This window comes from Pseudomonas syringae group sp. J254-4, from assembly GCF_032586855.1.
Lineage (GTDB): Bacteria > Pseudomonadota > Gammaproteobacteria > Pseudomonadales > Pseudomonadaceae > Aquipseudomonas > Aquipseudomonas amygdali.
Genome location: NZ_JAWHOO010000013.1, coordinates 85,385 through 106,962 on the forward strand (window position 1 = coordinate 85,385; position 21,578 = coordinate 106,962).

Genomic DNA, 21,578 nt, shown 5'->3' on the forward strand with positions numbered 1-21,578 from the left:
GTCGCCTGACTCAGTCCGCGACCAACTGAACAAACACCGCGAAGCTGCCGAGGAATATCCAGAAAAAGCTGAACAGCCAAGGGCTGCGCTTGGAGAACAGCAAGGACTTTTTCGGCCCGGTTTCGCTGGATTCCCAATCGCTGAACAGCGGTGAGTCGTCATAGGTCAGCCCGATGACCGGCTCGCTGAGCAGCAACTGAGCCTGTTTGTGATGCCAGTGCTGAATGATGTCGCACGCTGCCCGAATGCCCGGCCAGGCGAACAGCGTACTGAGCAGCCCCAGCAAGGCCAGCATCGGCGGCACCACCAGCGTGAACATCGCGCCCCATTCAGTGTTCATGTTCGCCATGGACGACGCGTAAGCAATCACCAGAAACGACTGCGCCGATAAATAGGCGTTGGTGCGGTTGGACAGGTTGGTGGTTTCGTAATGAATTTCGCGTCGATAGAAATCCAGCCGTTCCTTGGGCGAGCCAAACAATTTGACTTGCTGCTCATCCACCACGCTTTGGGGTGTCTGATCCGTAATGATTCTGGGCACTGGCGTTACCGATTTGTAAAAGATGCTGGATAGACTCCCTTGTGCATCGAGCAGTTCGGCTTAAATCCCCGCATACTGGACCGTTCATCCTGTGAGCACGTTTCGACGAACAGGGACATAGTCATGACCATCACCCCCACGCTACACACAGACCGCCTGCTGCTGACGCCCTTGCAGCTAGAGGATGCGCCAGCCGTCCAGCAGCGTTTCCCGCTATGGGACATCGTGCAGTACCTGAACAACCGCGTCCCCTGGCCTTATCCTGAGGACGGTGCGCTGCGCTACATTCAGGATGTTGCGCTGCCAGCCATCGCAAGCGGTACCGAATGGCACTGGATGATCCGCCTGCAAAGCGCGCCCCAAGAGATCATCGGCAGCATTACCCTCATGACCCACCACGGCAACAACCGCGGCTTCTGGCTACACCCGGACTGGCAAGGCAATGGCTACATGAAAGAGGCCTGCCGTGTGGTCAATCGACAGTGGTTCGAAGCACTGGGCATGCCCGTGATGCAAGTACCCAAAGCCGCCCCGAATGAAGCCTCGCGGCGTATTTCGATCAACGAAGGCATGCGCATAGTGAGCACGCACGAGGGTGAGTTCGTCAGCGGGCGGTTCGAAGTGGAAGTCTGGGAGATGACGCGGGAGGAGTGGTTGCGCCTACACGAATAATAGTTACCTCTGTTTTCCTTCCTGGTGATGTGTCCCTCAACCCTCTAGGCAGTCATGGCGCATGCCTGTACCTTTCTTCGCTTAAGACAATACAGCGCTGTGAGCCTGCCGCATCTGCGAGAGCCGCGAGCTGAAAACCGGAGTGGCTCTGCAAAGCATGGAAGGCAAGAAGCTCAAAATCATGGTGTCCTCGACTGTCTACGGCGTGGAAGAGTTGCTGGACCGTGTCTACACGTTGCTGACCAGCTTTGATTATGAAGTGTTGATGTCTCACAAGGGCACCATTCCCGTGTCGTCAGGACAGACCGCATTTGAAAACTGCCTGGCAGCGGTGCAACAGTGTGATTTGTTTCTGGGTATCATCACGCCTCAATACGGTAGCGGTGTGGACACCACTGGCATTTCCATCACCCATCAGGAAATGAAACTCGCTATCGAACTGAAGAAGCCGCGGTGGTTTCTGGCTCATGATCGCGTTGTATTTGCGCGGACCTTGCTCCGGGAGCTTGGTTACAAAAATCAGGCGCTAAGGCAAACCCTCACTTTGAGGCCCAAGGCCACTTCCATCACTGATCTGAAAGTCATCGACATGTACGAAGACGCCACTATGGAGCAGTTGCCCTTGAGCGATCGCCAAGGCAACTGGGTTCAGAAATTTGATCGTGATGATGCCGGCCTGTTCGTTGTGGCTCAATTCTCGCGCTACCAGGATCTTGAGCAGCGCCTCATAGATCATTTGGGTGACAGTGAAATGGTCGCCCAGCGTTTGAAGGAAGACCATGAGTAGAAGCCCATCCCAACTCAAGAAACTGCTGCTGCTGGGCGAGAGCCAGAACCTTGAGCTCAAGCCGCGCGCGAGCGCTCAGATATGTGGGCCGCATGTTTGCGCCTTTCTCAACTCCCAAGGCGGCTACCTGCTATGCGGCGTCGACGATGATGGCCAGGTTCTCGGCGTGGATGACGCTCAGCGTGTTGCGCAGAGAATGGAGAGCCAGCTCAAAGCCCAGATCCAGCCCCCAGTATTATTTTCGGTTGAAGTGCAGGAGATCGATGATCGCCAAGTGCTGGTAATCGAAGTGCCCTCAGGCAAAGATGTCCCCTATGCCTTTCGAAATGATATCTACATCCGTCAGGGCGAAAGTACCGTAAAGGCCAGCGTCGATGTCATTCGCGATATGGTCCTGCGCAAGCAGATTGAGCCAGAGCGTTGGGAGCGACTGTTTTCCTCTGAACTGGACGAGCAACAGCTATCTCGCACAGCCTGTCAGAAACTACTTTCTGCACCTCGTATCCCATTGGAAGTCAGGCAGTCCGAGCAGGGGTTACTGCATCAGTTGCAGCTACTTTCACTCGCAAAATACGGTCGCCTTACCAACGCGGCCGATGTTTTACTCGCTCAGGATCCTGTGCGTCGTCATCCTCAGGCGCGAGTGCGAGCAGTTTGTTACAGCAGCAAAACCGCCAATGAGTATCAGGATCTGCAACATTTTGCAGGCCCGATGACAGAAGTGATCGAACAGTTATCCGCATTCATCATGCGTAACACCCCGGTCAAGGCGCGCTTTAGCCAAGGCCGCAATCAGCGTGAAGACTTACCGTTGTATCCGGAGATGGCTATACGTGAAGGTATCGTCAACGCTTTCGCTCATCGAGACTACAGCAGCTTTTCCGGCGGCATCAAAGTAGAAATCAGTCCGGTCCGACTGCAGATCTGGAATTCCGGCAGCCTTCCTGACGGCGTCGATGCGGACAAGCTCCAACAGGGCCATATTTCAGTGCTGCGCAATCCTGATATTGCCCACGCACTTTATTTACAGGGCTATATGGAAAAGCTGGGTCGCGGCAGCGTACTTATTCGTCAGGCCTGCGAAGAGAACGGCCTTGCGCCTCCTGTTTGGTATAGCGAAGGAAACTCTGGAGTCACCCTCACGTTCTTTACCCCGGAAGTCGCCCCGGAGGTCACCCCGGAAGTCACCCCGGAAGTCACCCCGGAAGTCGAAAAGCTGATTGTGCTCGTAAATGGAGATATCAAACGCATAGAGCTTCAGCACCAGTTGAAGCTGGCTGACGCGGAACACTTCCGTAAACATTACCTTTCGCCCGCGCTTGAGCAGGGCGTTCTTGCCATGACGATTCCGGAAAAACCGACCAGCAGCAATCAGCGATATCGTCTGACGAGCCTGGGGAAAATCGTTCGTAAGCGACTCGACGGGCAATGAGTGCCTTGACGATCAGGCCCGCCAACAAAAAAGCTAAAGTGGTCGCGGTTCCTGGATAGGGAACCTGACGGCGAGCTTTTGGTACGGGAGCAAACACACTGAAACAGATTCTAGAAAATGACCCCGACATCACCCTGGTAACGGTCCAGCCCGAAGACTTCGAAACCTTGGTGGCCATACGTATCGAAGCCATGCGCGAAAGCCTCGAGCGCGTTGGTCGGTTCGACCCGGTGCGCGCCCGAGAGCGTTTTCGTGAAGGGTTTTCTGCGTCATGCACACATTACATTCAGTTCGCCGGCAGTAAGGTCGGCTTCGTGGTCGTCAAACCGAGCAGCGACGGCCTGCTGCTGGATCACCTGTATATCAAGCCGGCTGTTCAAGGGCAGGGCATTGGTTCTGCCGTGCTTCGGCAGGTGTTCGCGCAAGCGGACGCAAGCGCATCCACAGTAAGAGTGGGCGCCCTGAAGGAAAGCGACTCCAACCGCTTCTACCTCCGCCACGGGTTTCAGCTCGTTGAGAGCGGCGAGTTCGACAACTACTACCTCCGCCCGCAACGTCTGCCGATGTGCTGACGGGTTGGGATATTAATCCGCAGTTGTCACGTTTTTGGCTGTACGCGCAGCTCGAGCTGACCAGCGAGAGCGTAGAGACCTAAATGATCTTTACAGCTGCTTGCAAAAATGGCCACTTTGCCTCACTGTAAATACAAATGTCATTACACTGGAGGATGCCCACATGGCGTCTATCAACGTTCGTATCGACGACGATCTCAAAGCGCGTGCTTACCTCGAGCTGGAAAAGCTTGGCGTCACCCCCTCGGAGTTGCTGCGCCAAACCCTGCAGTACGTAGCTGAGCGTGGTCAGCTGCCCTTCAAGACGGTTCTGCTGACAGAGGAAGACGAAGCGCTGTTGGCAACTGTGCGCGAGCGCCTTGCAGCTCCGCAGCGGGTCAAGGTTTCACTGGATGACCTATAACCTCGAATTCGATGCGCGGGCTCTAAAGGAATGGCACAAATTAGGGGATACCGTGCGTCAGCAGCTCAAGAAAAAGCTGGCTACGATTCTGGTTGCTCCGCGTGTTGAAGCCAATCGTCTGCATGCATTGCCTGACTGCTACAAAATCAAACTGCGCAGTAGCGGCTATCGGCTGGTTTATCAGGTTATTGACCAAGAGGTTGTGGTCTTCGTGGTTGCTGTGGACAAGCGTGAGCGAGAGGAGGTTTACCGTAAGGCTGCTGATCGGTTGGGCGGGTAAATGAGGAACGGGCCACTGCGTACTGAATGAAAACATAAGTTGCCTAGCCCGCCATCAGCTCTGGTACCAAACCATCGACAGTACGGTTGAGCGCCCTGAAAGAAAGCGACTCCAACCGCTTCTACCTCCGCCACGGTTTTCAGCTCGTTGAGAGCGGCGAGTTCGACAACTACTACCTCCGCCCGCAACGTCTGCCGATGTGCTGACGGGTTGGGATCAACCCGCCGAGGCAGCTTTCTCCGCCGCACGTGCAGCGAGCATGGCCGCCTCCGATTCTTGGGTGTGCAGCTCACCTTTGTACGCCAGTTGATTGAAGAACATGCCGTCGATCTGATCTTTCGATGGCGTCGACGTCTTGGGAATAAACAACGCGCCCAGATCCAGCGAGCTGGCGAAGTTCTCTTTGGTCAGGTTGTACCGTCCCAGATAACTACCGCTCCACGGCGAATCGGCATCGACCATATCGATAGCCGTCTCCCGGTAGGTGGCGGCTGCAGCTTTCAGCCCACTGGACGCATTCAGCAGCGTGTTCAATTGCTGTGTGTCCGCATCGCTCAACTCACCGGAACTGTTGGTCGCCTTCAGATTGCCGTTTGCCTCAATCGTGAAGCCAAACTTCTTGCTGGCCAGATCCGGATAGACAGACGCCAGCGTCTACTTGAACGCTTCATACGAAGTCTTCAACGCCTCCGTAGAGTTAGTATGTTGCGCCGCCTTCTGCGGGAAGTCAGGTGACTGCGAGCGGCCTATCCAGGTATCGACTGCTTCCATCGGCTCAGTGGTTGCAGGCACTTCGGTACTCGGGTGGTAAACAACGGCAGGCGTGTTGGCGGCAGCGTTCTTCAGCGCTTCTTTCTGCGCATCGGTGAGCGGCTGCGGCGTGAGCGTGATGCCGGAATTGGGCAGGGTGATGGTGGGAGAGGTGTTGTTGCCGGGGGTTAGTGAGATAACCATTTCATCGATCCATGATTGCGGGGTGTAAGGAGGGTATCGACGGGGTGGGGTGGAGCTTTAGGGGTATGGCCGGGCTAATGTGTTCAGGTTGTTACAGTGAGCTTTGGCTCGTTAGCTTTTCTTTCCCGATAGCCCTTGATGGATCGTGACCTGCCCAAGGCCATGTTTATAGGAAACCTCTGTCACGTTGGAAGGAGGTTTGAATTACGTGGATTGCTGCAACCTGACATCATCACCGGGAGTATCCACTTTTCGTAAGGCGCTTGGGATTTGGCATGCATGCCACGCGGATCACATAGGCAAGATCAACGGCTTTTTATTTTGTAGCCATCAATCGGAATATCTTCTGTACGCTCGTACAAAGGGGTATCGCTGAATTTGGTTTGTTCAAACTCCTGTGTATCCCAACGTCCCGCTTTTGAGGCTAAATACAACATGCCCACTCTTAGCGGTATATTTCCGCGTCTGTCCTTGGCACGTCTGAACGAAAAAAAGTTATAACCCTCTTCCAAGAAGTACCTATAAGGGTCGTAATCATTTAGATCGATAGCGAACCTTTCGAAAAATTCGACCATCAGATCATTTGCGTCGTCGCCATCGATTCCCAGATCTCTTGCAACATCGGTCGCCAAGCTGAGGCTTTCAAACGCCTTTCTTCCAAAGCCTACGGTATCTTGGATGCAGACGACAATGCTATCCATTATTTTGTAATCAAGGGGCTCGTTCATGGCTAAAAAACCTGATCTTCGGTGCTCACAATGGAATTATAAGTTACAACTGTTTTGTAGCCTATCATCCCTAGCTCCGCCGCAGTATAAGCCCAGCCTGCGACAGGGATCGCGCGTGCTATGAAAGCTCCAATGCTGGGTGTTCTGCGAATGTGCGGGGGACGCCAGCCTACTATTGACGGTGCTCTATATCCTCCAGGGAATCGCCGTTTCTTAAGTGCGCGTCTTAATAACAGAGACAGAATAGACGTGTTTTTGGTTGCCCCCCCCAGGCTTTGTGCGCGTGGGAATGATGTTAGCCCCGGTCACGATGCCGAAGGCAGCTGCAACATCATCGAGTCCCAGTTCATCCATAGCAGTTTCAGATGCAATTATCCACAGCAGCTGATTTGCAGTAAGTCCACAGTCTCCGTCATAACAATATATACTAGCCACTTATGCTATCCTTATGCGTAGGTGTTATTGCGTATCTGATCCCATCCAGCAGAAACTTGTCCGATCAACAGTCCGGATTCTCTGCTTTGCTGCGAATAGATCATTTTTACTTTGGCATAGTCAAAGCGAATAACCTCCTCAGGAAATGGTGAGGGTGTTTTATCGAAGAGGTTTCCTGACTCAACACCGCTGATGATGACTTCTTCAAATATGACTTCCATGTATTTTTGTTTTTCACCGCCTGCACGGTACAGGCTCAAAACTACCTTCTTCAGGTGTTGGCCAGCGCAGCAGGCTTGGAAGATCTTTGGTGTCGATGAGTCAACCAGCTTCACGATACTGAAATCACTGAGATAGACCCGGCCGACGGTAGCGCCGCCCGAAGAACTGGCAGTTCTAGAGACATCTTGCGTCGCCGCTAGATTGAAGGCAGTGGCCTCAATCCAGTCCTGGTGGGCCGAGTCGTTAGATTCTCCAGCGATGCCGTCAATCCAGATAAATGCGTCAAATGCCATTCCTGCTCCTTGGAAATGAATTTTATAGTTGAGGCCGAGGAGCCTCCTTCATCAAGGTTAACGTAACGAATTTATATTTGCACCCCCTTCAGGTGTGTCGTGTGTCACATCTTTGTCTGCGTCTATGGGGGGGCAGGCTTACGGTACTACATAGGCTGTATAAAACCCATGGCCGCAAATTGGAACTTTCCTACGTAGCTAGGAGGGGGTTATAAATACCTGGCTCGCATGGAGCGTGGTATTTGATGGATTTATTTGTCATGACTTGTCGTATGAGTCCTATAGCGTCAAGATTTATGGTGAGGAAGTCTTGGTCAGAAGTTTAGCCGGTGTCCGTAGACCCGCTTCAACTTTTTAGTTTGTCTCCGACAGCTAGAGTGGGCAATAATCTTTGTAACGCATATTCGGTTGTTATCTCAGTTGGCTTCACTGAGTGCCCACTGTACATCAACGAGGGATACCTATGCAGTTGACCAATGAAACCATGGCCAAACACACCTTCTTGAAAGGCATGTATCAGGACGAGTATTTCCCAGATTCTGTTGTGAAAATGTGCGAAGACGTGCTGGTCAACCTGTGTCACGAAATCGAGCAGCAAAAGCCTTCCGACCTGGATGCGCTGTATGCCCTGACTCACAAAGCGACAGAGCAAATCAACGAGCTGGAGGAGGTGTTCGAAGAGAACGGCAGTGAGATCGAAACCTTCGCCCGCGAAACCATTGCTGAGGATTTCGTACGGATAGCAGACGCTTATGGTTTCACCGACGCAGACATTGAGGAGCTGATTGCGCCGCGCGAGTGGTAATCCGCCCCATGTATGCGTTCCCTGATGTTGATGGTTTTTGCCAGAAGAGGGCGTACGCTGGAATGAGCTCAGTCTCTACCCCTCACACGAGTCTCTGATTAATGAAGCAGGTCAGGCTAATTCGTCACGGACAAAGCGCTGCCAACGCAGGCGAAGCCAGTGTGGACCACGCGACTATTCCCCTCACGTTGAGGGGCGTAGAACAAGCACAGTCAGTGGCCCGGTCATTCACGCATGCGCCGGATTTGATTATCGCTTCGCCGTTTTCCCGAGCGCAAGCAACCGCGATGGCGACCGTAGCTACCTATCCTGGCACCCCGTTTGAAACCTGGCCTATTCAGGAATTCACCTACCTCGAACCCGCGCGGTGTGCCAACACGACCGTTGCCCAGAGAAAGGATTGGGTCGACGCCTATTGGGCCAGGTCAGACCCGGCGTTTAAGGATGGCGCAGGCGCTGAGTCTTTTTCAGAATTTATAGCCAGAGCCAAGACTTTCCTGGCTCGACTCGCAGAGCACCCCGCCCAGAACATCGCAGTGTTTTCGCATGGGCAATTCATCAATGCCGTCGCCTGGTTGATCGAGTGCAGGCCGCAGGAAATTTGTGGGCGGGCTATGGCTGAGTGGCGTGAGTATGAAATCGCGAACCATGTGCTTAATGGTGGTGGATATGTGCTCTCCAGTCGCGCAGGCGATGCTGGATGGGGGGTAGGCTGATATCGCTGACGTAGTCGTCGAGGCTTTCCGGAAGCAAAGTGCTTTGACGTCAATGTTCGCATCGGATGAAGCGCTTCATGGGTAATCTTGCGATGAGCTCCTCAGAAATCATAGCAAGGGCGCGCGGATGTGCTTTCACAAACCCGGTGCCGTTTGCAGCCCGTAGGGATAGACAGCAATCGGCTCTCATCCCCAATAAATGCCTTCATCGGCATGCTCCGCGCGTTCCGATTCAACCTTGAGGGTCTACGATCCTGAGCCATGGCCAGCGAGCTTGATAACTTTTCGTCTTCTGATAGAACAGATCTGACTTGGGATTCTTTGGGTTGATACGAAGTAGCCCTTGCTCGGTGTCGGCCAAGCCATTGGGAGCATAGACTTCGCTAGTTTCAACATTCCAACCTATGCAGGTACCGGCAATCAGGTAGCGATCAATCCCTTCTTTGGCCGACTGAAGCTGGGGGTAACTCCCGCCAAACCGCTGGCTGTACCACAGATGAACGCGAGCCTGATTTTTGATCTCAATGTTAACTTCTAGATCCTGAAAGAGATGCTGAACAGAGCCGATGACCTCATTCTCTGCCTCCCAAGACAGATCATTGTCGAAGTAAAAAACGTCGTAATCCTTCACCCCCCAGGCTGACGGCAAGTGAGACTGATGATTCCAGACGGCTTGGAACAGGCAGCCAGCAGTGAGCATGCATTGACTCAAGCCTAGTGAAGGTAGGCGTGAGATGAGTTCAGCGTTTAATGGATTGGCCATTGCTATCCTGGCCAGCCTTTCGACATTCAACGTCATTTTCGTCCCTTTGGAATCGATCTAACCCTAGCGACCGAGAATACACCATAGCCTTGTAAAGCTCCGCCAGTCGGGCCTAGCGGTCAGGGTGTCAAAGGTGACTTCAGAGGATCTACTGACTTAGAGATCTACCCTGTTTTCTAACCGCCAGTATGAAGGATAGGGCTGTCGGGGTTGCTGCCCATACCCGATACTCTTCCCAGCTCATGCCGAGGTACTCGTGCAGTTCCATGCCCCCAACGTCGCGGCCTTCGTGCCAGTCTTCCACGAACCGGTGGATATCTTCTTCCAGCACATCGCCCTTCAGGTAGAGCTCAATAAATCCCACTTCAGCCTCCTGGCTCGACGTCGCAGATGGTGTCTCGAACAAGAGTTTTCAGTCAAAAACGAAAAAACCCGCCAAAAGGCGGGTTTTTCGGAGATTTCAAAGGCTGTGAAAGCCACCTTTGAAACCCTGTATGGTGCGGCACCAGGAGTCGAAAAAAAATAATAAATATCTGTTTTATATATAGAATATATGTTGATGCATCAAAATTGCTATCTCTAAAACTATCCTTTTGGACTTGCGCATTTCTCCCAAATGTAAACAGCCTCACTAAGGCAATCTGTCCTGGTGATATGATGCCTCCTAGTGATTATAAGATAGAAGTGCGGCGCTTCAGATAGTGCAGGTGAATTTTAAATCATAAAGTAATGGTATTGCGGCCACGACCTGCTTAGGATTTAGATGGATTGTTAATTAAAAGTATAACAATTGCTGAGCTTGATATGGAGAGCAAAAGTGTTTTGATTTTTATGCGAAAAGCAAGTCAGGATGTGGTCTTCGTGATAGTTTTTGAACCTGCATAAGCAATTTTGCGTTTGAGTTTAACTCCTATCTGTTGCGTTTTAGATGAGCTCTTGTTAAGTTGTCTGAAGTATTAGTGCGAGCAGCAGAGTGCATCATGGTAAAAGCTATACGTAGAAGTGAGGCTAAATTTGATCGTTGGCACAGTCGGGAAGCTACTACTTGGCCGTTCCAGGTTTTCAAAAAGTATACGAAAGAATATGAGAGGATGTTTTGGGCGCAAATAACATCAAAAAAATATGTTTTCAGTAAGCTTGGGAGTAGTGGCGCTGACTGGAAAGATGATGTCGAATTGCACCTAAATTGCGATGGCGTTGATAGAGATAACTTATACAAAGATTTGCGTGATTGGTCGTCCGCATATAATCAACTTGAGAAGTGGACGGTATTGAATGGCGTTATGGCGGTCTCCGCAAATCTAGAGACATATATGGCTTCAGTAATTAAGCTTGCGCTAGAGTCTGATCCTGGACTGCTGTTTGCTTCATCCAGGAAAGTCGATGGTATGCATGGTGTAAAATTTGGAAGAAAAATAGGATTTGATTCAGATAAGGAAGTAGTCTCTTGCACTAAAGGTGATTGGAGTGCAAGGGTTAAGGCATATGAGCGAGTATTCGGGAAAACTCCTGAGGTGTTGCAGAAGAACATAGGGTTGTTAGATGAAATGAGGCGTGTGAGAAATAATATAGGGCATGCGTTTGGTAGAGATATAGAAAGCTCTAGGGAGCATAGTGTAAAGAACATATTGCCAATGGAGTCGGTCTCCATTGAGCGGTCTATCAAGTACAAGAAAACTGTCTGGATGGTAGCTAAAGCCATCGATAAGCATCTCCTAATGACGCACATTGGAGAATATCAACTGCTTCGATTTTATCACAATACAATGCCTAGACTGGACGGAGATATACACAAAAAGGCTCACTTAATTAAATTCAGAAAAGAGATTGGGAAAACTGGAGCTGTGCTAAGGGGACTTGAGGAGTGTAGTGGTCTACTTGACTATTATCGCGCACTCTAGATGTAGAAGGCCAAATCTTACAAGATTTGGCCAGGTTTTCATCGCGCACTAAGTTAAATTGTCGCTAATAAGAAAGTTTGCTGTTGAATTGGCAGGATTTAATCCACCAGAATAAACTGTCTTTAACTCGGCCGGCGATATGTTGGTGGATGGCCATATACTGTTCTTAGAAACAAGTTTTGGGATGTTTGAATTATCTAGAATATCGTAAAGTTCATCATTAACTTGACCTTTTGCTTTACATCCGGCCCAGTAAGATGTAGCGCTAGATATTATGTCGGCCACCTGTATTTGGGCGTGCTCATGAGAGCCTGCGAAATTAAAACTTAGGCCTTTAATGGGTAATTTGAATTTGCGTCGATCGTAACCGACCTCAATGGTTTTTTTCCTAAGATCCATAAATAAATTTAGGCTTTCACGCTGCCTCTCTATAGACTTAGAGTCGTCGTGTATTATGTGAAACCCTTTTTTATAAATATTCCCCCATAATACGCATTGGCTGAAAAATGCAGGGATTGAAGGGTCAAGCGCTGATTTATCTATTCCCGTAAGTATGTCAGCTATTTCATCCCTTGTGTCTAATATAAGATCGAGAGATTTATGAAATTCAGTATACGAGCAGCGCAGTTTCATACGTTCAAGCATGTCATAAAATTGTGTGATCTGTGCCTCCGTCTGATCGCGGATCATCAAAACAAAAGCTTGCTGCATTTGCACCACATTTTCTTGGCCACAGAATTGAGGCATGCAGTAGTGCAGCATGTTGGCCAAAGCAATATTTTGACCATTGATGTATAGATCAACACCTCTAGCATGCAGCATGGTTTCAACAAGTAAGTCGACAATTTTCCCAGTGATAAAATAATCTTTATTTACTAAATCAACTTTCACACAGTCGAAGTTTATGAGCGGGCTATTTACAAATTTCGCAATGCCCTCTCTGCCAGACTTTGTTTTCTTTAGCTTTTTGAAATGAGCTTCAATCGGAGATTTGCAGTTTAATAGCTTAAGAAGCTTTTCTGCTTCAGCAGCAGAGTGTACTGTTCCTGCTAACGTGAATATAGGCTGATCTAGATCTGTAAGATTATGGCCAGTGTGTCCGGATTCATCCAAAAATAACTGTGGTGTTATGGTGGATAGATGATTGAGTCTGGCTTGATTTCTTTTCTTTGCATTGTTTGCTTTGTTTATTTTGGCTTGGCGCCGTGCCTGGCTATTCTGACCCATAAGTGTCACCTTAAGATTTTCAGCAAAAGTTAAGATCTAACAACATATTTCGGTAGTTTTTTGTCAAACAAGAAATAGTCACTCTTGAGATTGCTATCTATCGTTGTAATCCTATGTATGAAATGATTGCTAATTTTGTCTGATCGTGCGATCAGTGTCCGTAAAAGCTTAATATTTTGCCTTTGAGCGATGCTAAGCCGCCCTTTTAAATCAATCAATTTTTGGGGTGAAGTGTCTTCGATAAACGTGAAATACTTACCAAGAAAGCCTACGATGACATCAGATAACTGAACCCCTGGTGTCTGTACAGATTCTACAAAATGGTAATGTACTAAACTGTCATTGTTAATTACTTTGAAATTGGAGATGGCCTCTTGGATGGTTTTTTCTTCATCAAAAAAGTGAGTTGCGTTGGGGAATGATGCTATTCGGTTAAGGAAAAATCCTTGAAATCCATCGATTAACTCATGTGCTTTGTCGCTATGCAGAAAAGCAAGCTTTGTGATTTCTTTACTTGCACTTAATAAAATTTTCTCAAGTTCTACAGTTGCGGGGTTTTTGGTTGCTGGGCCATATTGAACTACGAAGTTGTAAGTGTCTTCAAGAAATTTTCTTGTGTTATCTTCTCTTAAATCAGGATACTGGTGTGATCTAAGCATACTCAAAAACTTGGATAGATTTGCGCTGGCTACTCTATAAAGCTCATTTTTCAACTCCAAATGATACTCTTGAATGTGCAAATAATTCTCTTCGGCGCTGATGGACTCGACTATATCAAGAATCGACCAATTTAAAATATTTAGGTTGGTATAGTGTATGTGGATTTTGTGTTCTATAAGCCAAGTGAAGAACTTTGTGATTTTTGGTGATGCTAAAATTTTCTCAAAATCTCCTTTGGCAATAAGTTCAAGTTTTATTTCTGGCGCATTGCTTGGTATTTTGAGAGTGGATCTCAATCCGGATATACATGGAAGTTCGTCGTGCTCAGGGGTTAGAGCTATACCACCAAGTACAAAGCTGTCACATTTTTTTATATTTAAGCCGTTCTCGCGTAATCGCAATTTTCTGACATTGTTTGTTTCGTCGTAAAATAGTATGTAACTATTGTCGGTTCCGTAGAGGCGTGGATCAGGGTGCGCTAAGCGGGAAGCTTCGACTTGCATGTTATGTTCCTTTGAGTGGTGTGGAAGTCAATAGTGGCACATTGACTCGGGTGATGTCTATGAGGCTTAAAAATTTACTGATGTTTGTTTCAGGATTGTATGTCTTACGCGCTAGGCGTGAGATAACATGAGCAGCCATCAAAAAATTGTAATAAGTCCATGTGAGTTCGTGGGTGCAGGTTTAACGCTGAGGTTATTATGTGGTTGCTTGGGGTCTATATATTATTTAAGTGTTAGTGGATGCTGTTGCTTCTGTATGGTCGAGTGGTTCATGTTTAAATGGTGCCACACTAATTTAAAGTTGCAAAAATACCCAGTCATTAAGTCGTACATGGCTGGCGTTGATAAGGTGCAGTGTTTTTTCGTTTATTAAGCAGTGTCCACCCTCTCGTTATCAAATAAATACCATGGCTTTTCTAATCGACGGGCAAGCAATCGTACAGTCAGCAAGTAATAATACCTGGTCGCCTCGCAGCGCAGGTCTAAGCCATGTTGGGGAAACCACGCCATATGCTTCCTCTACCAAGCCCAAGGGGTTTCTCGTTCCCACCGCTTTTCGATTTCAGTCTGAATGATTTTCGCCTGTCGTACATGACGTTACAGGGTTGCGTACGAGCTGGTCAGCACCCCGGACAAGAGTATTTCCATGTGCAGTTGCTTATTCATGCCAGCCCACCAATATAGGCCGTGACTACACCGATCCGACCGTGCCTCAGTTCACAACTGACCTGCCTTCGGGCCGTACGATCAAGCTTCATATCTACCTGGCAACATTGGCCGCCGTTGATATGTGCGCGGTGCAGGGTGATTCGCTCATAGTGCTTACATGCGTACGCCGCTCGTAGCTCATGGAAGCCTTGAGGTTATGTATATGCAGGATGTCCCATGCAGGGCAGATGATCTCTTGCAGAAGATTTGTCTAGCTTTTGTGTGGAGCAATCAGGTTGCGGCGGCCCGCAGGCGACACCGGACTCGCCAGCTCGAGCGCACCTTTAACATGGTCGTTCACTGCGATCCAACGTGGCGCTGACGCTCCGGTGCGACCACCTTTGGTGCCGTCCTGAATGTTAATCCTGCCTAAGTCGTTAGCCTCACGGCTTTACCCACAAGTCCCATGTCGCTCACCTCATCTTTCGATCTCCGATCCTCGCCCCACGTCATCCCGCCAATAATGTTGAGTGTTATCAGGGATCAAGGCCCCTGCGACCTGTGGGGAATGTCCACTACGCAGGACTAGCGGCTCCTTACGTCCGGGAGCAAGGGCATCTCATGATCTGGCCTCCTGAGCACCGATACCGGTGGGCGGGTGGAGGCCGCAGTGGCTGACGAGACCAGCGCCTGAAGATCCTGAGCCATGTGGAAGCAGCAATGCGATGACCGGAGCATACCTGACTGTCAGTCAGGTGCAGTCCATTCCTTGGTCTGCGGCACCATCATCTACAGCGCTGTTGCTGGTGACATCGGCGTTTGTCACGCCGATTGTCACGAGGGGGAATGCCGCAAAGCCTTGTGCGATCTGGGCTGCAGCAGTGGTAGAAGTGCCCGTCTCTTTCCAGAAGAAAGAGACGGGCAGAGGTTGAATATTCGGCCAAGCGGATAGGTTGCTGCAGGGCAGCGAGGTACGGTGTATCTGGCGCACGAGCGCTATGTTGTGTAAGAGCATCCATCACATGGGTAGTGACCGGGCGAGCTGCCGGATGCGAATCGCCCTTGGGGAGAACCACCGCCAGAGCGGCGTGACCTTTAAGATTCGGGTCACCTGGGGTGCTGTCATCGACAGCGTTTGCAACTCCGGTCTACGCCTGTGGACAATGTTCGTCAAGCAAAGCGATTTCAGGGATTTAGCGCCTGTGGATAAAACTATCCCCCAGTGGACATCAGTGGTTTTCCACAGACGTAAGCTGTGCCAGCAGTTTTTTTCTTAGGTATGTCCTTTCAAACGGGGCGGCTTTGCAGCCCCGTTTGAAAGGACCCGCGCGGAGGAGCTTCATGCGGTGCTGTGGGTAACGTCACAGCGAGTTTGAGGCGGTGGTGCGGCGGGTTACTCGGTCCTCTTGGCACTGCGTAGGCGCGTGACGTTCTCGCCCGTCTGCCTGGCAAACTCATGCGGCGTCACATGGTCCTCGCGGTTCGCCTCTAGAAACCGGCTCCACCAGGTCATGATCATCCGGCGCTTTTCGAGGAACTCGGCCTTGTGGGTATAAGCGGCCCGCGCGTTGTTGCGTTCCTTGTGGCTCATCTGCCGCTCGATAGCCGTCTCCGACCAAAGCCCGGACTCGACCAGCGCACTGCATGCCATGGCTCGGAACCCATGACCGCAGATATCCACCTTGGTGTCGTAGCCCATCGTCCTGAGCGCTGCATTCACTGTGTTCTCGGACATCGGTTTCCATGGCTTGGCATCCCCCGCGAACACCAGCTCGAACTTGCCGGTGATCGCGTGGATCTGCTCAAGCAAGTCCACTGCCTGCGGCGATAAGGGTACAACGTGAATGTCCCCGGCCATCTTCGTACCCCTTGTGGAAAACGGCACGCCGTCCAGCGCCGGCCGGGTGTCGGGGATTTCCCAGATTCCGCGCTTGAGGTCGAACTCATTCCAACGCGCGAAGCGCAGTTCACTGGAGCGTACGAATACATGCAACGACAGCATCACCGTGAGGCGCGTGAGCGGGCGGCCTCTGTAGTCCTCGATGCATGCCAGTAGCTCTGGCAGCCGCGATAAGGGTAGTGCGGGTCTGTGAGTTACCCGTGGTGTCTTGATCGAGCCATCGAGGTCGTGAGCTGGGTTCGCTGTGATCAGCCGCAGCCGTCTGGCTTCGCGCATGATGCTTTGCAGGTAGTTCTTGATCCTGAGCGCCACGTCGATGGTGCCGCGCTTCGTCACGGCTTCCAGTGGCTGCATGAGGTCGTGGGTTTCCAACTCAACGATTGCTCTGGCACCGATCAAAGGGAATACGTGAGTTTTCAATCGGCTGAGCACTGTCTTGGCGTGGCCGGGCGCCCACTTGGGCACTATGCTCGCATGCCAGTCGAGCGCAACGCTTTCGAAGGTGCGGCCGTTGATCACGGCTTGGGTCTTGGTTTGCTGCTTGTACTGGATGGGGTCTATGCCGTTTGCGAGCTGCTGCTTGATCTCGAAGCGCTTGCGGCGTGCGTCGCCCAGCCCGACCACCGGGTAGCTGCCGAGGGCGGTCAGGCCTTCGCGGCCATCGGGTTTCACGTACCTGAGCCGCCAGCCTTTGCGGCCGTTGGGTTGTACAAGCAGGTAAAGACCGTCGCCGTCGAAGAGCTTGTACTCGCGCTCTCTGGGCTTTGCCGTGCGACAGGCGGTGTCTGTAAGCGGGGCAGTGGTGCGGGCCATAAGGGTAGTCTCCGATATCGAAACGGACCTCTATCCTTAAAACTACCCTTATTAGCGCTGGCTACCCTCAGAATCCGACGGAACGCCAAAACGAAAAAACCCGCCAAAAGGCGGGTTTTTCGGAGATTTCAAAGGCTGTGAAAGCCACCTTTGGAACCTTATATGGTGCCGGCACCAGGAGTCGAACCCGGGACCTACTGATTACAAGTCAGTTGCTCTACCAACTGAGCTATACCGGCGTAATGGGCTGCGAGTATATAGCTTCTGATGCGCTTGTAAAGCCTAGCTGTCTGATTCAGTTGAAAAAAATCGACCATTGGCGCTTTGGGTGGGATGCGGGCGGGTGGTGGTGCAGGACGTTTCTGTTGGTTTTGGCGGAATGGTCTGCTTGATGTGTGTGAGCGCTGCGTATTTGAACGCTGATTTCGCCTCTGGCACGCACAGCTTGTGCCTGACAGAACGCTGGATTTTTAACCTGGTCGTGCAAACCGATGCGTCCAGCGTTGATGGCTATCTGGTGCGTGAACAGGCACCCATCCGACCCCGCCATTTTTGGGCAGTTGCGGGGCGGGAGTGCTTTGCATAGGCTTGTTCTCAACGGCCCAGGCTACTGAGTCAGCAGCATGGGACGTTAGCTTTTCAGCCAGCAGATAAAGGACTATCTGATGAGTAATGCGATGGATCGTAACCGGGTTTGGGGTGTTGTTTGCCGCAGGCTGGTCATTCGCTGAGGAGTTGTTGAAGGATATTTGTAGTTGCGTATGGCCTGTCGGGTCTTGCGCAAGGTGGGGCTGAGGATTGCTGTCTGAATCGCATGAATGTGCGTCTGGACGCTCACGAAGGCTTCATCGATGTTTCAAGAAATGCCCGGATCCTCTGGATTCGGGCATTTTCTTGTGGGCTGGTTCTTGTTGCGTTGCATTTGCACTGGAGATATGGGCTTTTTGGCCGATACATCTGTATCAAAAATGGCAGTCAGCCATGGACAGCAAGTGCAATGCAGAGAACGCCCACGCATTACGAGCTGCTGAGTGTTGCTCGCGATGCCTCTCCTGAGCAGATCAAGAAGGCTTATCGCAAGCTGGCGCAGAAGCTGCACCCGGACAGGAATCCCGACCCTTACGCCTCGGACATGATGGGCGTGGTCAACGCGTCTCATGATGTGCTGGCGGACCCTTCGCGGCGTGCGGCTTATGATGCGCAGCTTGCTGCCGATGAGCACAAGGCTCGTATGGACGCGTTGCGGCGCAAGCAGGCGCGTGCGGGGGGCGGGCAGGCGGTGCATGTGTATGCCGCAAACTCTGCTACTGCCACTGCAGCGCCCTCTCGGGCGGCTCGGACGGGCCCGGCGCCCAAGGCTTCTCCTTCCTTTTCATCGCCTCCCAGTGACAAGCGGCGCCGCAGTGCGTTGCGTTGGGCGCTGGTGTTTGTGGTGTTTTGCGCAGCCGGGGCGTGGATGGGTTACGACCCTGATGCTGGCAAGGCGTTTGTGCCAGCCGAGCCGGTGCCGGTTGTGCAGACGTGGGTCAAGCCAGCGCCCGCCGCGCCGGTTGAAGAGCCTGTGGCCAGCCCGGCCAAGCCGGTTGATGCGGTAACGTCGGAGTGTGAGGTGCCGGCGCTGGATCCGATGGGCGCGCCCTGGCCGGAAAAGGCGGGTTACGTGAAAGATATGCCGTTGCTCAAGGACAACGGCTGGTCGCAGATCACTGTGGATAACTCGGCCGGCGAGTCGGCGGTGTATGCCAAGGTCACGGATGCGGTGGGGCGCAGGGCGTTTCGGCATGCGTTTGTGCCGGCCGGTGCGGTGTTTACGTTCGCCAAGATGGACCCGGGGCTGTATCTGCTCAAGTACAAGATGATGAGCACGGGTTGTGCCTTTGCGTCGGGTCGGATCTTGCTGGAGGAGACGCCGATGGGCAGTCAGATCAAGTCCAGTGCGTACAAGCTGACGTTGCGCAAGTTGCAGAACCGCAGTGTGCCGTTTGCGCGGTTGAAGGATGATCAGTTTTAGTAGTGAGTCATGACAGGAATGTGGCGTTGCGTATTCCGCCTTCGCGAGCAAGCTCGCTCCCACTTCGTGCCATCGCACGCAGCCATCATGTTTTGCAACGCTTTCAGGCCGGTTTTTGCAGGCTTGGTCTCTTTCTTTTGAAGGACATTTCCGAGAGAATCCCCGACCGCTTGCGCCTCTCGATGTGTGCTTCTAATCTCCGCCTGTCGCTGCACATCAGCGATCGGGTTTAGTAGCCCGCAGTGAGTTAAGGCGTAACACAGCCGCGTTTCATCAGGCTTCGTCCCGATGCTATGGCGACTGTGCGCTTGGCACCTTCGGGTGCGCCGGTTCTTAGCTCACCGGTCTACTAACTCGCGTACAGTTGCCGCCTTTCGTTTAGTAGCGAACAGGTAGCGACTTCATAGAAGGAGCTAAAGCATGGTCAAAATAACCCCCGACCCACCCAAACAGTCCAGCACCGCGCCAATCTTCGACAAGGCGGTCGTCAAACGCGCCATGGCGTGTTACCTGCCAATCCCCCGCACTGACAAAGAACCCCACGACAGCAAGTTCGACTTCATCAGCCTGGAAGCAACCTTGGTGCATGCGCTGGACTTCATGCGTTGTGCATCGGCCACCGCCCACGAACTGGGCGATGAATTGACCGGTGCGCAACGCGACCTGGCGTTTGCCTCCATGCATATGCTGGAAATGGCCAAAGTCATGGTCGAGCGCTCGCTGGAGTGTGTCGAAGAGGTCTGAAACCTCGCACTAAACAGGTCGTGCACAGGCACTTGCATGTGCGCGATTTAGCCAGGCAAAAAGCTTGTTCCAGAGCCTTTACCAAATCTTTATGCACAATCGCTTGATAAAAAAATACGCGCGTTACCAGATGTGCGAATGTTGGCCTAGTGGTCCGCAAGGCATTGTTTTTGCGGGTTACGGAAAGGATTGCGGGAAAAAATAAGGGGCTTCAGTAACTGGCGCGCCAAGCTTTAACGCACTCATCCACATTTTCATCAACAGACTTATCCACAGGTTGCTCAATCGATTTAGGTCACGATTTTCGAGCCAGAATCAGCAGGTTGCGTGGTGTAATCCGGCTGTCACAGAAAGTGCCAACGCTGACGCTGTAGCCCTGCTCGTGGACATACATTGCCCTGTCGAGCACCAGCCACATCTCCAGCGGACGCCGAAACAAATCGCGGACCAGTTCCAGGTTGCGCACTTCGGCCAGCCTTTTCCAGCCAGCGGCTTCCAGAGAAGCCCAGTCCTGCTGGCCCGGTGCTGGCAGATTCTTCAGTCGCGCCAGATGATTGCAGTAGTCCGCGTAGGACGCATCCAGCCAGGACGTCGGCAGCGAAGGCGTGGGCAAGTAATCGTCAATGCCGCGCAAGCTACGCTGCAGCAGGTCGAAGCCCAGACGGCGGGCCATCGAGGTGTCGCGTTGACGACGCACGCGAGCGCCAGCCGTCACGGTTTCGCTGAGCGGCAGGCCGAGTTCGTCTCGTGACAGCTTCAAGCCCGATGCCTTGCCGTCGCTGGATAGCGGCCGATACAGGTCGTGCCGGGTGCGGTTGTAGCAGCACGGCGCGATTGCCATGTACCGGCAGCCGGTCTGGCTGGCCAGCTCCATGAGCTGAATGTGCAGGTCGCCGCAGGCATGCAGCGCCACAGGCGTGTGCTCGGGTTGCAGGCAGCGCCAGGCGTCGTCGGCCATTACATCCTGCTGTACATGCCGCGCGTCGATGCCTTGCCGGGCACTTAGCGTCAGCCCCGCTTCGATCAGCGCCGGGTCGTGCTCCAGACAGGTCAGACGCTGGCCGGGCCCGGTCAGGCGGCGCCCCAGATGGCCTTTGCCTGCGCACCAGTCCAGCCAGTGCGTGTTGGTATCACGCCTGTTCAGATGGCCGGCGAAGGCTTCGATCTGCTGCCATTTGCGCCCCGGCACGTCGACACTCATGCGCGCATCGACTGGCTCCAGAGGATATGAAGGCAGTTCAGCGACATCGCTCAGGGCGAAGGCTTCGGCGGCCAGTTGCGGGAGCGGAAACGGCGCGTCGAGTTGTTCCGGGTGGTTATGCGCGGCCTCGGCCTGTTCCAGCGTGCGTTGCCGCAGCCAGTTTGCGAGGTCCAGGTATTTGTCTTCCCACGGCAGGCGCAGGTGTGTGAACGGCTTGGGCCGCCACAGGGCCTGATGCGCGAACAGGAAGCTGTCCAGCGCACGAAAGTGGCTGCCGAGGTGTTCATCCTGCAAGCAAGGTTCAGAGGGCATGGTGGCGGCCTCGTGTGGCAAGGTGCTGACTGGATCGACGCCAGCACCTTTCATA

At 52.3% G+C, this 21,578-nt stretch carries 21 protein-coding genes, 1 tRNA gene and 3 pseudogenes; 14 read left to right on the forward strand and 11 right to left on the reverse strand.

Annotated elements, in window-relative coordinates; translation table 11 throughout:
* Window positions 1-10 precede the first annotated feature (10 nt).
* A complete protein-coding gene (locus RYB09_RS16580) occupies window positions 11-505 on the reverse strand; it encodes a hypothetical protein (protein ID WP_058400036.1) in 495 nt (164 codons plus the stop codon).
* 159 nt (window positions 506-664) lie between these two features.
* Here RYB09_RS16580 and RYB09_RS16585 point away from each other — a divergent pair, with 159 nt between their 5' ends.
* From RYB09_RS16585 to RYB09_RS16615, 7 genes and pseudogenes are all read left to right on the forward strand, one after another.
* Entirely contained in the window at window positions 665-1,213 is a 549-nt protein-coding gene (locus RYB09_RS16585; protein WP_058407919.1) for a GNAT family N-acetyltransferase, read from the forward strand.
* Between the two features lie 157 nt (window positions 1,214-1,370).
* Window positions 1,371-2,000: a DUF4062 domain-containing protein gene (locus tag RYB09_RS16590; RefSeq protein ID WP_316889394.1), complete on the forward strand. Its 630-nt coding sequence runs from the start codon at window positions 1,371-1,373 to the stop codon at window positions 1,998-2,000.
* Window positions 1,993-3,432 carry an RNA-binding domain-containing protein gene (locus RYB09_RS16595; RefSeq protein WP_316889396.1) on the forward strand — a complete coding sequence of 480 codons (1,440 nt, stop codon included), beginning with the start codon at window positions 1,993-1,995 and terminating at the stop codon, window positions 3,430-3,432. Before RYB09_RS16590 ends, RYB09_RS16595 begins: the two co-directional genes overlap by 8 nt.
* Window positions 3,433-3,530: 98 nt before the next feature.
* Window positions 3,531-4,004 (forward strand): GNAT family N-acetyltransferase, encoded by a 474-nt coding sequence (locus tag RYB09_RS16600; RefSeq protein ID WP_058400040.1) that lies wholly within the window; start codon window positions 3,531-3,533, stop codon window positions 4,002-4,004.
* 163 nt (window positions 4,005-4,167) lie between these two features.
* A complete protein-coding gene (locus RYB09_RS16605; RefSeq protein WP_058400041.1) occupies window positions 4,168-4,407 on the forward strand; it encodes a type II toxin-antitoxin system RelB/DinJ family antitoxin in 240 nt (79 codons plus the stop codon).
* Window positions 4,397-4,687 (forward strand): type II toxin-antitoxin system RelE family toxin, encoded by a 291-nt coding sequence (locus tag RYB09_RS16610; RefSeq protein ID WP_010434526.1) that lies wholly within the window; start codon window positions 4,397-4,399, stop codon window positions 4,685-4,687. The genes RYB09_RS16605 and RYB09_RS16610 overlap by 11 nt, the downstream gene beginning before the upstream one ends.
* A gap of 74 nt (window positions 4,688-4,761) precedes the next feature.
* Window positions 4,762-4,893, forward strand: a pseudogene (locus tag RYB09_RS16615) (GNAT family N-acetyltransferase); the annotation flags it as partial.
* Window positions 4,894-4,903: 10 nt separating this feature from the next.
* Here RYB09_RS16615 and RYB09_RS16620 read toward each other — a convergent pair.
* From RYB09_RS16620 to RYB09_RS16630, 3 genes and pseudogenes are all read right to left on the reverse strand, one after another.
* Window positions 4,904-5,641 (reverse strand): annotated as a pseudogene (locus RYB09_RS16620) (hypothetical protein).
* A 305-nt stretch (window positions 5,642-5,946) separates the two neighbouring features.
* Window positions 5,947-6,369 carry a DUF1493 family protein gene (locus RYB09_RS16625; RefSeq protein ID WP_219170608.1) on the reverse strand — a complete coding sequence of 141 codons (423 nt, stop codon included), beginning with the start codon at window positions 6,367-6,369 and terminating at the stop codon, window positions 5,947-5,949.
* 446 nt (window positions 6,370-6,815) lie between these two features.
* A complete protein-coding gene (locus RYB09_RS16630; protein WP_058400045.1) occupies window positions 6,816-7,319 on the reverse strand; it encodes an Hcp family type VI secretion system effector in 504 nt (167 codons plus the stop codon).
* Window positions 7,320-7,782: 463 nt separating this feature from the next.
* On the opposite strand from RYB09_RS16630, the gene RYB09_RS16635 reads away from it, so the two are divergent.
* Together RYB09_RS16635 and RYB09_RS16640 are read left to right on the forward strand one after the other, a co-directional pair.
* The gene (locus RYB09_RS16635; protein ID WP_058400046.1) at window positions 7,783-8,124 is read left to right on the forward strand and encodes a DUF5713 family protein; all 342 of its coding nucleotides are present in this window, start codon (window positions 7,783-7,785) and stop codon (window positions 8,122-8,124) included.
* A gap of 101 nt (window positions 8,125-8,225) precedes the next feature.
* Window positions 8,226-8,840 (forward strand): histidine phosphatase family protein, encoded by a 615-nt coding sequence (locus RYB09_RS16640; RefSeq protein ID WP_316889401.1) that lies wholly within the window; start codon window positions 8,226-8,228, stop codon window positions 8,838-8,840.
* A 232-nt stretch (window positions 8,841-9,072) separates the two neighbouring features.
* On the opposite strand, the gene RYB09_RS16645 is transcribed toward RYB09_RS16640, so the two are convergent.
* A complete protein-coding gene (locus RYB09_RS16645) occupies window positions 9,073-9,639 on the reverse strand; it encodes a nucleotidyltransferase family protein (protein ID WP_316889403.1) in 567 nt (188 codons plus the stop codon).
* 220 nt (window positions 9,640-9,859) lie between these two features.
* On the opposite strand from RYB09_RS16645, the gene RYB09_RS16650 reads away from it, so the two are divergent.
* Both RYB09_RS16650 and RYB09_RS16655 read left to right on the forward strand, forming a co-directional pair.
* Complete coding sequence (locus RYB09_RS16650; protein WP_316889405.1) at window positions 9,860-10,129, forward strand: hypothetical protein; 270 nt, start codon at window positions 9,860-9,862, stop codon at window positions 10,127-10,129.
* Window positions 10,130-10,583: 454 nt separating this feature from the next.
* Window positions 10,584-11,504, forward strand: coding sequence for a hypothetical protein (locus tag RYB09_RS16655; protein WP_058400049.1), 921 nt, complete (start codon window positions 10,584-10,586; stop codon window positions 11,502-11,504).
* A 48-nt stretch (window positions 11,505-11,552) separates the two neighbouring features.
* Here the strand turns inward: RYB09_RS16655 and RYB09_RS16660 are convergent, their stop codons facing one another.
* From RYB09_RS16660 to RYB09_RS16680, 5 genes and pseudogenes are all read right to left on the reverse strand, one after another.
* Window positions 11,553-12,731 (reverse strand): DUF3800 domain-containing protein, encoded by a 1,179-nt coding sequence (locus tag RYB09_RS16660; RefSeq protein ID WP_316889408.1) that lies wholly within the window; start codon window positions 12,729-12,731, stop codon window positions 11,553-11,555.
* A 29-nt stretch (window positions 12,732-12,760) separates the two neighbouring features.
* The gene (locus RYB09_RS16665; protein ID WP_058400050.1) at window positions 12,761-13,894 is read right to left on the reverse strand and encodes a DUF3800 domain-containing protein; all 1,134 of its coding nucleotides are present in this window, start codon (window positions 13,892-13,894) and stop codon (window positions 12,761-12,763) included.
* Window positions 13,895-14,556: 662 nt separating this feature from the next.
* Window positions 14,557-14,993 (reverse strand): annotated as a pseudogene (locus RYB09_RS16670) (integrase); the annotation flags it as partial.
* Between the two features lie 942 nt (window positions 14,994-15,935).
* Window positions 15,936-17,255: a tyrosine-type recombinase/integrase gene (locus RYB09_RS16675; protein WP_316889411.1), complete on the reverse strand. Its 1,320-nt coding sequence runs from the start codon at window positions 17,253-17,255 to the stop codon at window positions 15,936-15,938.
* A gap of 163 nt (window positions 17,256-17,418) precedes the next feature.
* Window positions 17,419-17,494 (reverse strand) — tRNA-Thr (locus RYB09_RS16680).
* 104 nt (window positions 17,495-17,598) lie between these two features.
* Here RYB09_RS16680 and RYB09_RS16685 point away from each other — a divergent pair.
* The 3 genes from RYB09_RS16685 (at window position 17,599) to RYB09_RS16695 (ending at window position 20,010) form a co-directional block, all read left to right on the forward strand.
* The gene (locus tag RYB09_RS16685; protein WP_233424565.1) at window positions 17,599-17,841 is read left to right on the forward strand and encodes a hypothetical protein; all 243 of its coding nucleotides are present in this window, start codon (window positions 17,599-17,601) and stop codon (window positions 17,839-17,841) included.
* A 411-nt stretch (window positions 17,842-18,252) separates the two neighbouring features.
* Window positions 18,253-19,266 (forward strand): DnaJ domain-containing protein, encoded by a 1,014-nt coding sequence (locus RYB09_RS16690; RefSeq protein WP_058400053.1) that lies wholly within the window; start codon window positions 18,253-18,255, stop codon window positions 19,264-19,266.
* Between the two features lie 420 nt (window positions 19,267-19,686).
* The gene (locus RYB09_RS16695) at window positions 19,687-20,010 is read left to right on the forward strand and encodes a DUF6124 family protein (protein WP_058400054.1); all 324 of its coding nucleotides are present in this window, start codon (window positions 19,687-19,689) and stop codon (window positions 20,008-20,010) included.
* A 295-nt stretch (window positions 20,011-20,305) separates the two neighbouring features.
* Here RYB09_RS16695 and RYB09_RS16700 read toward each other — a convergent pair whose 3' ends face one another.
* Entirely contained in the window at window positions 20,306-21,577 is a 1,272-nt protein-coding gene (locus RYB09_RS16700; protein WP_058400055.1) for a methyltransferase, read from the reverse strand.
* Between the last annotated feature and the right edge of the window lies 1 nt (window position 21,578).